7 protein-coding genes are annotated in these 13,033 nt (G+C 73.3%); 5 read left to right on the forward strand and 2 right to left on the reverse strand.

Annotated elements, in window-relative coordinates; genetic code table 11:
- Nucleotides 1-505: 505 nt before the first annotated feature.
- Together malQ and ABZ495_RS04985 are read left to right on the forward strand one after the other, a co-directional pair.
- Nucleotides 506-2,605 carry a 4-alpha-glucanotransferase gene (malQ, locus tag ABZ495_RS04980; protein WP_359834604.1) on the forward strand — a complete coding sequence of 700 codons (2,100 nt, stop codon included), beginning with the start codon at nt 506-508 and terminating at the stop codon, nt 2,603-2,605.
- A 1-nt stretch (nt 2,606) separates the two neighbouring features.
- On the forward strand, nt 2,607-2,846 hold the full coding sequence (locus ABZ495_RS04985; RefSeq protein ID WP_329489973.1) for a hypothetical protein: 240 nt from the start codon (nt 2,607-2,609) through the stop codon (nt 2,844-2,846).
- Between the two features lie 113 nt (nt 2,847-2,959).
- On the opposite strand, the gene pepN is transcribed toward ABZ495_RS04985, so the two are convergent.
- Entirely contained in the window at nt 2,960-5,551 is a 2,592-nt protein-coding gene (gene pepN, locus ABZ495_RS04990; protein WP_359834478.1) for an aminopeptidase N, read from the reverse strand.
- A gap of 155 nt (nt 5,552-5,706) precedes the next feature.
- Nucleotides 5,707-7,401 carry a PQQ-binding-like beta-propeller repeat protein gene (locus ABZ495_RS04995; RefSeq protein WP_359834480.1) on the reverse strand — a complete coding sequence of 565 codons (1,695 nt, stop codon included), beginning with the start codon at nt 7,399-7,401 and terminating at the stop codon, nt 5,707-5,709.
- A 511-nt stretch (nt 7,402-7,912) separates the two neighbouring features.
- Between ABZ495_RS04995 and ABZ495_RS05000 the strand changes: the two genes are divergently transcribed.
- The 3 genes from ABZ495_RS05000 to ABZ495_RS05010 all read left to right on the forward strand — a co-directional run bounded on the left by ABZ495_RS05000 (nt 7,913) and on the right by ABZ495_RS05010 (nt 12,937).
- A complete protein-coding gene (locus tag ABZ495_RS05000) occupies nt 7,913-9,115 on the forward strand; it encodes an ROK family transcriptional regulator (protein ID WP_329489976.1) in 1,203 nt (400 codons plus the stop codon).
- Between the two features lie 279 nt (nt 9,116-9,394).
- The gene (gene dxs / locus ABZ495_RS05005; RefSeq protein ID WP_359834483.1) at nt 9,395-11,299 is read left to right on the forward strand and encodes a 1-deoxy-D-xylulose-5-phosphate synthase; all 1,905 of its coding nucleotides are present in this window, start codon (nt 9,395-9,397) and stop codon (nt 11,297-11,299) included.
- Nucleotides 11,300-11,422: 123 nt separating this feature from the next.
- A complete protein-coding gene (locus tag ABZ495_RS05010; protein ID WP_352288085.1) occupies nt 11,423-12,937 on the forward strand; it encodes a glycosyltransferase family 39 protein in 1,515 nt (504 codons plus the stop codon).
- Nucleotides 12,938-13,033: the final 96 nt, after the last annotated feature.

A 13,033-nucleotide genomic window follows, 5' to 3' on the forward strand; every position in this document is an offset into this window, starting at 1 on the left:
GCCCGCAGTGGCTGCGAAGTTCTGTAATGCGTGAGCATGGCGCAGTGCGGCTTAGGGTTGTCTCTATAGGGCCTCGACGTGCTCTTGTGATCAAAGAGATCAGGCGGGTGCTGGGTCTGACTATCGGCGATGCCGTCGCGCTGCTGGGGGAACTGAATTCTGCGGGGATCACGCAGACCGCAGCCGAGGCTAAGATTCTCAGGCGGGCCCTCGAGGTTGCTGGGGCAGAATGTTCCGAGGAGCCGATCTTCGCTCGATCATGAGTTGCTGGGATCGGTAGTCCTCCGGTGTCAGGCAGGGCGAGCTGTCTCGCGAGTGAGTGATGGTGCTTCGGACACGCTGACCCGAGGGTCGCGGCGGTGTGATGCTTCGCCCGTGTGTCGCACCGGGTGACCGGGGTGTCACGCGGGTAGGACTGTGGCTGTTCTGACCGGGCGTTGCCGAGACATCGCAGGAGCCGCGAGTGGCCGCTTATCTCGACCGTGACGGAGCCGACGGCCTGGAGGTGCCCGCGCAGGACGCGCCGCCGCCTCCCGCCGAGCTGGTCGCGCTGGCGCAGGCGTACGGGGTGGACACGGCCCTCCAGCCGTCGGCGCGGACACTGGTGGCGGTACTGGCCGCGCTGGGCGTGGAGGCGGGCACGCCGGAGGCGGCCCGGGCGGCACTGGAGCGCCACCGGGCCGGGCAGCGGGCGCGGTCGCTGCCGCCCTGCGTGGTGGTGCGGGCCGGGCGGCGGACGGCGCTGGACGCGCCGGCGGACGCCCGGCTCAGCGTCGAGCTGGAGGACGGCGGCGTCTGGGAGCTGCCGCGCGGGCACTCCCACTGGCTGCCCGCCGACCTGCCGCTCGGGCGGCACCGGCTCAGCGCGGTGACCGACGGCACGCGCCAGGACGCCCATCTGATCGTCGCCCCGGAGCGGCTGCCGCAACTCCCCGGCCGCGGCTGGGGCTTCCTCGCGCAGCTCTACTCCGTGCTCTCCGACCGCTCCTGGGGCATGGGCGACCTCGCCGACCTCGCCGAACTCACCCAGTGGGCCGGGAGCCTCGGCGCGGGCTTCGTGCAGATCAACCCGCTGCACGCGGGGCTGCCGGGCACCCCCTCCGACCCGTCCCCCTACCGGCCCTCCTCGCGCCGCTTCGCCGACCCCGTCCACCTGCGGGTCGAGGCGGTGCCCGAGTACGCGTACCTGACGGGCGAGCAGCGGGCCGAGGCCGAGGAGCTGGGCCGGCGTGCCGCCCGGCTGCGCGCCGAGGTGCTGGGCCACGACGGCCTGATCGACCGGGACGCCGTCTGGGCGCTCAAGCGCCGCGCCCTGGAGCTGCTGCACGAGGTGGAGCGCGGCGCGGGCGCCCGGGCCGCCTACGAGGCCTTCCGGCGGCGGGAGGGCGAGTGGCTGGAGCGGTACGCGCTCTGGAACGCCCTCGCCGAGGTGCACGGCGCCGACTGGCACGCCTGGCCGAAGGGGCTGCGCCATCCGGACAGCCCGCACGTCGTCCTCGCCGCCGAGGAGCTGGCGGACCGCGTGGAGTTCCACCGCTGGCTCGCCTGGCAGGTCGACCGGCAGCTCGCCGCGGCCCAGCAGGCCGCGCGCACCGCCGGCATGGCCGTCGGACTGATCCACGACCTCGCCGTCGGCGTCCACCCCGACGGCGCCGACGCCTGGGCGCTCCAGGACGCGCTGGGCGGCGGCATCTCGGTCGGCGCCCCGCCGGACGCCTTCAACGCCCACGGCCAGGACTGGGGCCTGCCGCCCTGGCGTCCGGACGCCCTGGCCGCCTCCGGCTACGCCCCGTACGCGGAGCTGCTGCGCTCGGCGGCCCGGCACGCGGGGGCGATCCGGATCGACCACGTGATGGGCCTGTTCCGGCTCTGGTGGGTGCCGGCCGGCCACCCGCCGACCGAGGGCGCCTACGTCCACTACGACGCCGAGGCGATGCTGGGCGTGCTGGCCCTGGAGGCGCACCGGGCCGGCACGGCGGTGATCGGCGAGGACCTCGGCACCGTGGAGCCGGGCGTCCGCGAGGAGCTGGCGGCGCGCGGCGTCCTGGGCACCTCGGTGCTCTGGTTCGAGCGGGACTGGCAGGCCGGGGGCGAGATCCTGCCCCCGGAGCGCTGGCGGCCGGGCAGCCTGGCCACCCTGACCACCCACGACCTCCCGAGCACCGCCGCCCGGCTGACCGGCGAGCACGTGGAGCTGCGCCACCGGCTCGGCCTGCTCGCCAGGTCGCTCGACGAGGAGCAGGCGCAGGCGGCGGCCGAGCTGGCCGAGTGGCGGGCCGAACTGGCCCGGCTGGGCCTGCTGGCCGAGGGCGAGGAGCTCTCGGCGGCGGCGCTGTACCGCTTCCTGCGGGCCACCCCGGCCGAGCTGGTCGGCCTCTGGCTGCCCGACCTGGTGGGGGACCCGCGCCCGCAGAACCTGCCCGGCACCTGGGACCAGTACCCCAATTGGCGGCTGCCGGTCGCGGACGGCTCCGGCCGCCCGGTGACGCTGGACGAGCTGGCCGCCGCCCCGGCCGCACAGGCCCTGACCGGCGTTCTGCGGGCCGCCGGCGGGCAGGCCCGAAAGGCCGACCCCGCCGAGCGCGGCGACGTAAGCGGCGGGTAAGTTGAGCAGCGTGGACAAGAGGAACGCTTTGCGAGCCGGCGCGGTCACCGCAACGGTCACGCTGATGATGCTGCTGTCGTCGCCCGCCATGGCCCTCTCCCGGGACGACGGCGACGACCCGGGTAGCGGCCTGAGCGTCGCCCAGACCCTCGGCCTGTACGTGCTGCTGCCGATCGTGGCCTTCGTGGTCATCGCCGGCCTCGCCGGGCTGCCGTACGGCAGCAAGGACAAGAAGAAGTAACCGAGGGCTTCCACCCGAGCCTGGTACAACGCCCGAGGGGGCGCCGGACATCGTCCGGCGCCCCCTCGGGCGTCAGCGGGGTCCCGGGGCTCGGCCCCGGGACCCCGACCGGCTCAGTGCCCCGGTGCCCGGGCGCCCGCCGCCCGGTCGGCGGCCTGCGCCTTGATGGCGCGCTCGACCCCGGCGCGCTGCTCGATCACCCGGCGACGCAGCGCCGGCGCCGGCTCGGCCGTGCTCAGCCAGGCGTCGGTGGCGTCCAGCGTGGCCTGCTCGACCTGCAGCGACGGGTACAGCCCCACGATGATCAGCATCGCGATCTCGTGGCTGCGGCTCTCCCAGATGCCCTTGAGCGCCGCGAAGTACTTCGCGCCGTAGGGCGCCAGCAGCTCGCGCTGGTCGGCCTGCTGGAAGCCGGCGATCACCGCGTCCTGGACGTAGTTGGTGAGCTTGTCCGACTCCATCACCGAGGCCCAGGCCGCGGCCTTGGCCTCGGCGGTCGGCACGGCGGCGCGGCAGCTGGCGGCGTGCTCCTGGCCGGCCGCGGTGTTGTCGCGGGCCAGCTCGGCCGCGATGGCGGCCTCGTCGGCTCGGCCGGTGGCGGCCAGCCGGCCGAGCAGCGTCCAGCGCAGCTCGGTGTCCACGGCCAGGCCCTTGATCTCGACCGAGCCGTCCAGCAGCGCGGCGAGCAGGTCCAGCTGCCCCTCGCTGCGGGCGACGGCGGCCAGCGCGCGGGCCCAGGCCAGCTGGTGGTCGCTGCCGGGCTGGGCGGCGCGCAGCTGCTCCTCGGCGGCCTCGGCCCAGCGGGCGAGACCCTGCTCGCTCCACGCCGGGTCGGTGTAGGCGTCGAGGGCGAGCTTGACCTGGCGGTGCACCGACTGGACGACGCCGATGTCGGACTCCCGGCGGAGGCCCGAGACGGCCAGCTCCAGGTAGTCGCGGGCGGCCATCTCGCCGTCGCGGGTCATGTCCCAGGCGGAGGCCCAGCACAGGGCGCGCGGCAGCGAGTCGGTGAAGCCGCCGAGGTGCTCGGTGACGACGGCCAGCGAGTCCTCGTCCAGGCGGACCTTGGCGTAGGAGAGGTCGTCGTCGTTGAGCAGGATGACGGCCGGGCGGTGCCGGCCGACCAGCTCGGGGACCTCGGTGCGCGGACCGTCGACGTCCAGCTCGATCCGGTCGGTGCGCACCAGCGCGCCGTCGGCCAGCTCGTAGAGGCCGATGGCGATCCGGTGCGGGCGCAGGACGGCCTCGCCCTTGGCACCGGCCGGCAGCGCGGGGGCCTCCTGCAGCACGGCGAAGGACTCGATCTCGCCGTCGGTGTTGAGGGTGAGGGCCGGGCGCAGCACGTTGATGCCGGCCGTCTCCAGCCACGCCTTGGACCAGGCCTTGAGGTCGCGCCCGCTGGCCTCCTCCAGTGCGCCGAGCAGGTCGGCCAGGCGGGTGTTGCCCCAGGCGTGCCGCTTGAAGTAGGCCTGCACGCCCTGGAAGAAGGCGTCCTGGCCGACGTACGCCACCAGCTGCTTGAGGACCGAGGCGCCCTTGGCGTAGGTGATGCCGTCGAAGTTGACCTGGACGTCCTCCAGGTCGTTGATGTCGGCCATGATCGGGTGGGTGGACGGCAGCTGGTCCTGCCGGTACGCCCAGGTCTTCATCTGGTTGGCGAAGGTGGTCCAGGAGTGCGGCCACTTCGAACCGGGGGCCTCGGCCTGGCAGACGGCCTCGGCGAAGGTCGCGAACGACTCGTTCAGCCAGAGGTCGTTCCACCACTCCATGGTGACGAGGTCGCCGAACCACATGTGGGCGAGCTCGTGCAGGATGGTCGCGGCCCGCGCCTCGTACGCGGCGTCGGTCACCTTGGAGCGGAACACGTACTGGTCCCGCAGGGTGACGGCGCCCGCGTTCTCCATCGCGCCGGCGTTGAACTCCGGGACGAACAGCTGGTCGTACTTGGCGAACGGGTAGGGGAAGTCGAACTTCTCCTGGAAGTAGTCGAAGCCCTGCTTGGTGACCTCGAAGATCGCCTCGGCGTCCAGGAACTCACGCAGCGACGGGCGGCAGTACACGCCCAGCGGGACCTTCTGGTCGCCGTTCTCGTAGCTGTCGAAGACCCCGACGTACGGGCCGGCGACCAGTGCCGTGATGTAGGAGGAGATCCGGCCGGTGGGCTCGAACGTCCAGACCTGGCTGTCGCCCTCGCCGACCGGGGTCGGGGTGGGCGAGTTGGAGACCACGACCCAGCCGGTGGGCGCGGTCACCGTGAAGGCGAACGTGGCCTTGAGGTCGGGCTGCTCGAAGGTGGCGAAGACGCGACGGGCGTCCGGCACCTCGAACTGGGTGTACAGGTAGGTCTCGTCGTCGACCGGGTCGACGAACCGGTGCAGGCCCTCACCGGTGTTGGTGTAGGCGCAGTCGGCGACGATCCGCAGCTCGTTCTCGGCGGCCAGGTTCGGCAGCGTGATCCGGCTGTCGGAGAAGTTGGCGTTGTCGAGCCGCTCGCCGTTGAGGGTGATCTCCTCGACGCTCGGCGCCACGAGGTCGATGAAGGAGGACGCGCCTGGGGTGTTGGCGCTGAACCGGACCACGGTGGTGGACCGGAAGGTGCCTCCCTCCCGGGCCGAGCTCAGGTCGAGCTCGATGTCGTACGCGTCCACGTGCAGGAGGTCGGCCCGGGTACGGGCCTCCTCACGGGTGAGGTTGGTGCCGGGCACTCGCAGGACTCCTTCGTCAGGCTGATGCTTCGCATCCTCCCATGCCCGGCGCGCGGCGCCCGGGGAAATGTTCGAGGGCGGGGCGGAACAGGCGGGTTGGCCTGTTCCGCCCCGCCCTCGACCGGGTCGGGCACCGGGGCGCTACGCCCCCGGCGTCACTTCTTCGCGTACTTGACCACGGGCGCGTCCGAGCCCGCGCTGCGGGCGAAGCCGTACAGCGAACCGTCCGACTGCAGCACGTACTCGGTGGTGCTGGAGCCGATGAAGTCGGAGTTCTTCTGGCTGGTGATGGTGCCGAGTTCGGTCACCGCGCCGTCGGCCGGCGCGAGCGTGACGATCTTGGCACCCTTGCCGTAGCCCATGTCCAGCACGGCCCGGACCTTGCCGTCCTTGTCGGTGCCGGAGACCAGCCGGATGCCGTCGTTGGTGCCGCCGGTGGACGACCAGAGCCGCTTGCCGGTCGTCAGGTCGTAGGCGTTGACGGCGGGCTTGCTCGGGTTGGTCTGGACGTACAGCGTGGTGCCGCTGACGACGTTCTGGGTGAACGCGTCCGCCTGGCCGGAGAGCCGCAGGCTGTCCGCCCCGGGCTCCTTGACCGACATCGGGGTCATCGGCTTGTTGCTCTTGTCGAACGGCAGGATGTAGTCGCCGTTCGGACCGCTGGTCACCAGCAGCACCAGCGGCTGGTCCGAGACGACCTTGTCGATGCGCTCGATGCTGCCGGTGAACGGGACCGGCGCGGGGCTGGTGGTCTTGCCGGTGTCGGTGTCGACCAGCACCAGCTGCGACTTGGGGTTGGCGTTGGAGCCGTAGCAGCGGTCGCTCACCGCGATCTGGGTGCCGGCGACCTTGCCGTAGACGTTGCAGTCCTTGTCACGGGGCTGGAACTGCCAGACCGGCGAGCCGTCGGCGATGTTCACCGCGCCGGCCACGTTGCCGCCGATGCCGATGACCTTCTCGGTGACGGTCAGGGTGGGCGAGGACATCCGCTCGGTGCTGACCTTGGCCGACCAGAGCAGCTTGCCGGTGCTGATGTCGACCGCGCCGACGGTGGAGCAGTCGCTGTCACCGGTGTTGAGCGCCACGGCGGCGATGTGCTTCGAGTTCACCCCGTACGAGACGGCGCAGAACTCCTTGCTGCCGGCCGGCGGCGCGAGCGTCCACAGCTCCTTGCCGTCGGCCGAGTTGAGCGCGCGGATGCCGTAGCTGTCGGCGCGCACCACGGCCTTGTCGGCGCCCCAGATGCCGAGCAGCTGCGAGCCGCTGGCCGCGTTGGCCGGCTTGGCGGCGGTCCAGGCGAGGCTGTAGGAGCCCGCCTTGCCGCCGCTGCCGCCGCCGGTGCCCGCGGAGGGGTCGGTGGTCGAGCTGTCGGTGGTGCCGCCCGTGCTGCTGGTGCCGCCGTCCGCGGACGGGGTGTCCGGGTCCTTCTTGTTCTCGGTGAACAGCACGACCAGACCGGCGACGATGGCGATCGCCAGCACACCGCCGATGATGCCGCCCCAGACCATCACCGGGTTGCGCCGCTTGGGCGGCGCCGGCACCGGCGCGCCGGGGAAGGCGTACCCGGGCTGCTGCTGCGGGTAGCCGTACCCGGCTCCGCCGTCGGCCGGCGGCGGGGCGGTGTAGCCGTACTGCTGGCCGGCGTTGGGGGCCGGGAACGGGGGCTGGGCCGGGTTGTACGGGCCGGCCGGTGCGGCGCCGGGCGGCGGCGGGGCGCTCTGGGCGGGGAAGGCGGCGGCGGTGGGCGCGTAGGCGTACTCGCTGCCCGGGGCCGGCGGCTGCCCGGGTGCGGCGCCCGGCGCGGCCGGTCCGCCCTGCCCGGGGACCGGAGCCCCGTCGAGCTGTGTCATCTGGTTCGCCACGGCGGCCGGGTCCACGCCTCCCGGCGTGCGGCCGAGCGAGACGCCCCGATTGTCCTGCGGCCCGGTACCGGGTGTGTCGCCTGCCCCCGGCGTAGGGTGATCCCCTGCCATCTGATGCCCCGTCATGTCTGGAAGCGTCCCCCGGCCGGTCACGTCCGTGGCCGGTGGGACGGGTGAGAATGGGCACCATGGTACGGGTGGGCGGTTTTCGGCCGGTCGCAGGAGCCCGGCAGGCCGCGCGTCGCGGCTCTGAGCTGGGGCCCCGTCCCCGGCGCCCGGCCCCCCGGCGGTACCCCGCACGGCGCCCGGTGGCACACCGCCCGGCGCCGTGCGAGGCCCCCGGAGCAGTCCACCGGGACCACCTTCCCCACCCCTTCCCCTTCCCTTCCCCACTCCGCCACCGCGGTAGCCGCGCCACCCGACGCCATCAGGCCCTAGGCTTCAGGAGTTGAAGGGATCGCCCGGCGGAGGGGTTCCCTCGCCCTTGGAAGGGTGGATCATGGCGACGGACACACCGGGTTCGCAGTCCTCACTGCACCGGGCCAACCTGGAGCGGGTGCTGCGCGCGGTACGGATGGCCGGCTCGCTGACCCAGGCCGAGATCGCCCGCGCCACCGGCCTCTCGGCGGCGACCGTGTCCAACATCGTCCGGGAGCTCAAGGAGAGCGGCACCGTCGTGGTCGCCGACACCTCCTCCGGCGGCCGCCGCGCCCGCAGCGTCTCGCTCAGCGGCGACGCCGGCATCGTGGTGGGGATCGATTTCGGCCACACCCACCTCCGGGTCGCCGTCGGCAACCTCGCGCACCGGGTGCTCGCCGAGGAGAGCGAGCCGATCGACGTCGACGTCTCCGCGGCCCAGGGCTTCGACCGCGCCGAGGCGCTGGTGGACCGGCTGCTCCAGGAGGCCGGCTTCCGCCCGGACAAGGTGATCGGCGTCGGCCTCGGCGTCCCCGGCCCGATCGACGTGGAGACCGGCGCGCTGGGCTCCACCGCGATCCTGCCCGGCTGGACGGGCATCGCCCCCGGCCGGGAGCTGGCCGAGCGGCTCGGCATGCCGGTGCACGTGGACAACGACGCCAACCTGGGCGCGCTCGGCGAACTCGTCTGGGGCGCCGGCCGCGGTCTGAGCGACCTCGCCTACATCAAGGTGGCCAGCGGCGTCGGCGCGGGACTGGTGGTCAACGGGCAGATCTACCGCGGCCCGGGCGGCACCGCCGGTGAGATAGGGCACATCACGCTGGACGAGGCCGGCCCGGTCTGCCGCTGCGGCAACCGCGGCTGCCTGGAGACCTTCGTCGGCTCCCGCTACCTGCTCGGCCTGCTCTCCTCCACGCTCGGCCAGGACCTGAGCGTGCCCCGGGTGGTCGAGCTGGCCCACCAGGGCGACCTCGGCTGCCGCCGGGTGATCGCCGACGCCGGCCGGCAGATCGGCACCGGTGTCGCCACCCTCTGCAACCTGCTCAACCCGCGCCGGGTGATCCTCGGCGGGGACCTCGCCGACGCCGGTGAGCTGGTGCTCGGCCCGATCCGCGACTCGGTGGCCCGCTACGCCATCCCCAGCGCGGCCCGCCAGCTCTCGGTCGTCCCGGGCACCCTGGGCGGCCGGGCCGAGGTGCTCGGCGCGCTCGCCCTGGTGATGAGCGAGATGGACGACTCCAGCCCGATCGGGCGGTCCGTACAGGCGTCCGTCGCCCGGCCGTGAGTGCCGGCCGGTCCGCGGCGGTCCGACCGTCCGTGTCCGGCACCGACCGGGTCTGCCGCCCTTCGACCGTCCGTGCCCGCCCCCGGACCCTCCGTGGCCGCGGCGCGCCGTGAACGGCGAGTACGGGCCGCCGGCACCGGGCACCCCGCTCGGTGTCCGGTAGGCGGACATTAGACTCGACCGGTCGGCGCACCGCCGAGACCGATCGGCGCGACGGCACACGGGCAGCGAGGCCCGTCGGACCGCCCGCGGTCCGCGACTTTGAACGAGGAGGAACGGGTGGCCCTGCTGACCCGCATTCGGGGACCGCGCGATCTCGACCGGCTCACGCCCGGACAGCTGGCCGCGCTGGCCCAGGAGATCCGGACCTTCCTGGTGACGGAGGTCTCCAAGACGGGCGGCCACCTCGGGCCCAACCTCGGCGTCGTGGAGCTGACCGTCGCGCTGCACCGGGTCTTCGACTCGCCGCGCGACCGCATCCTCTTCGACACCGGCCACCAGAGCTACGTCCACAAGCTGCTCACCGGCCGCCAGGACTTCTCCCGGCTGCGGATGAAGGACGGCCTCTCCGGCTACCCCTCCCGCGCCGAGTCCGAGCACGACGTCATCGAGAACTCGCACGCCTCGACCGTGCTCTCCTACGCCGACGGCCTGGCCAAGGCCAACCAGCTCCAGGGGAAGAAGGACCCGGTCGTCGCCGTGATCGGCGACGGCGCCCTCACCGGCGGCATGGCCTGGGAGGCGCTCAACAACATCGCCGACTCCAAGGACCGCCCGCTGGTCATCGTCGTCAACGACAACGAGCGGTCCTACTCCCCGACCATCGGCGGGATGGCGAACCACCTGGCCACGCTGCGCACCACCCAGGGCTACGAGCGCTTCCTCTCCTGGGGCAAGGACGCCCTGCAGCGCACCCCGGTGGTCGGCCAGCAGCTCTTCGAGACGCTGCACGGCGCCAAGAAGGGCCTCAAGGACTTCATCGCCCCGCAGGGCATGTTCGAGGACCTCGGCCTCAAGTACATCGGCCCGATCGACGGCCACGACCTCACCGCCCTGGAGTCCGCGCTCACCAAGGCGCGCGGCTTCGGCGGCCCGGTGATCGTGCACTGCCTCACCGAGAAGGGCCGCGGCTACCACGCCGCCGAGAACAACGAGGAGGACCGCTTCCACGCGGTCGGCGTGATCCACCCGGAGACCGGCCTGCCGATCAAGAGCGCCGGCAAGGACTGGACGTCCGTCTTCGGTGAGGAGATGGTCGCGCTCGGCCGCGAGCGCGAGGACATCGTCGGCATCACCGCCGCGATGCTCCACCCGGTCGGCCTGGCCCCGTTCGCCAAGGCCTTCCCGGACCGGATCTTCGACGTCGGCATCGCCGAGCAGCACGCCGTGACCAGCGCGGCCGGCATGGCCACCAACGGCCTGCACCCGGTGTTCGCGGTCTACGCGACCTTCCTCAACCGGGCCTTCGACCAGGTCCTGATGGATGTGGCGCTGCACCGGCTGGGCGTCACCTTCGTGCTGGACCGGGCCGGTGTCACCGGCACCGACGGCGCCTCGCACAACGGCATGTGGGACATGTCGATCCTCCAGGTCGTCCCCGGTCTGCGGCTCGCGGCCCCGCGCGACGCCGACCAGCTGCGCGCCCAGCTGCGCGAGGCCGTGGAGGTGGCGGACGCCCCGACCGTGGTCCGCTACTCCAAGGGCACGGTCGGCCCGGCCGTCCCCGCGGTCGGCCGGATCGGCGGCATGGACGTGCTGCGCGCCCCCGAGGCCCCGGCCGAGGAGCGCCGCGCCGACGTGCTGATCGTCTCGGTCGGCGCGATGGCCGCGACGAGCCTGGAGGTCGCCGACCTGCTGGCGGCCGAGGGCGTCACCGCCACCGTGGTGGACCCGCGCTGGGTCAAGCCGGTGGACCGCGCCCTGCCGGGCCTGGCCGCCGAGCACCGCGCGGTCGTCACGATCGAGGACAACGGCCGCGTCGGCGGTGTGGGCGCCGCCGTGGCGCAGGCGCTGCGCGACGCCGAGGTGGACGTCCCGGTGCGCGACTTCGGCATCCCGCAGGAGTTCCTGGACCACGCCTCGCGGCCCGAGATCCTCGCCGAGATCGGTCTCACCGCCCCGGACATCGCCCGCAAGGTGACGGCCCTGGTCTCCCGGCTGGACGTGGCGGCCGTCCGGGCCTGAGCCGCCCGGTCCGCGGCCGTTTGCCACAACTGGGCAACAGTTCGTCGCAAGACAGGCTGATAATCGCACCGAAAGGCGGGACCGGCGCTGCCCGCGCCGATCCCGCCCGGTAGGTTGTCATCCGTGCCGACCCCCACCCGCCCCCGCCTCGTCGGGCTTGCCGAGCGCCTGCCCGACCGCGTCCGCCAGGGTTACTGGACGAGGCTGGTGCCGGTGCTGGCCCTGGTCGCGCTCGCCACCCACATCCCCTCCTTCGTCCGGCCGGTCTGGAGCCCCGACGAGGGGTTCCTGGCCACCCAGGCCCGGATGCTGGCGGACGGCGGCGTCCTCTACGACACCGTGGTCGACCGCAAGCCGCCGCTGCTGCCCTGGCTCTACCAGGCCTGCTTCGCCGTCTTCGGCTCCGCCTCGCTCTGGCCGCTGCGCACCCTGGCGGTGGTCGCCCACCTGGTCACCGCGATCCTGCTGGCCTCGATCGCCCGCGGCCGCTGGGGCAACCGGGCGGGCGCCGGGGCGGGTCTGCTCTACCTGCTGGTCTCCATCGGGCTCTCCCCGGAGGACACCCAGGCGGCGACCTTCGAGGTCTTCATGCTGCCCGCCATGGTGGCCGCCTTCCGGTACGCCGAGCGCCGCCGCTGGCTGGCCGCCGGCATCGCGGTGGCACTCTGCTCGCTGACCAAGCAGACCGGCGGCGCCGTCCTGCTGCCGGTGCTCTGGATGCTGTTCCAGGACGCCCGCCGGCGCGGGGTCCGCTGGCCGCCCGCCCTGTTCAAGATCGGATTCGGCTTCACCCTGCCGATAGCGCTGGTCGCGGTGATCCTCACCAAACCCAAGGGCTTCCTGTTCTGGGTGGTCACCGGCAGCGGGGACTACGCCTCGGTGGGCGGCGCCTGGCTGCAGATGGCCGGCCGCGCGCTGGGCAACTCGGCGATCCTGGTCGGCGCCGGCCTGGGCTTCCTGCTGCCGGTCGGCCGCCGGCTCTGGCTGAAGCACCGCCACCGCCCGCTGCCGGTCGCCGGGGAGGAGCACGGCTCCACCACCGACCTCTGGGTCTGGCTGCTCTCCTCGGTGGTCGCGGTCAGCGTCGGGTTCCACTTCTTCGGCCACTACTACCTGCAGCTGATGCCCCCGCTGGTGCTGCTGGGCACCGGCGCGGTCGCCACCTCGGCGATCCGCTGGAAACCGGTCCTGGTGTACACCACGGCCGCCGCCACGGTGTTCTGGGGCCTCGCGCTGGCCTGGCCGGGGGAGCGGCTCACCCGGACCACCGAGGTGGCCACCGCGGTCGCCGCGCAGAGCAAGCCGCAGGACACCGTGCTGGTCTGGGGCATGCACCCGGAGCTGTACTGGCTGGCCGACCGCAAGCCGGCCACCCGCTACCTGACCGCGGGCTTCCTGACCAACTTCAGCGGCGGCAAGGACGGCAACGCCAACGTCGGCGAGCAGTTCAGCGTCAGCAACGCCTGGCAGACCTTCGACCGGGAGATCGCCAAGGGCCTGCCCGAGATCGTCGTGGACGACTCCGGCCTGGCGCCCTACCAGCCCGGCATGATCCCGAAGATCGAGAACCTGCTGGACACCCACTACGAGATGGTCGGCGTCTTCGCCGACACCGTGGTCTACCGCCTCAAGCGCTGACCGCGCCCGGCGCGCGACAGGGCCCTCGCGCCCGCGCCCCGGGCTCCCCGGGCCCCGCCCCGCCGAGAGTGCCCGCCGCGCCCCACCGCCCCCGCC

Source organism: Kitasatospora sp. NPDC005748 (genome assembly GCF_040630735.1).
GTDB lineage: Bacteria > Actinomycetota > Actinomycetes > Streptomycetales > Streptomycetaceae > Kitasatospora.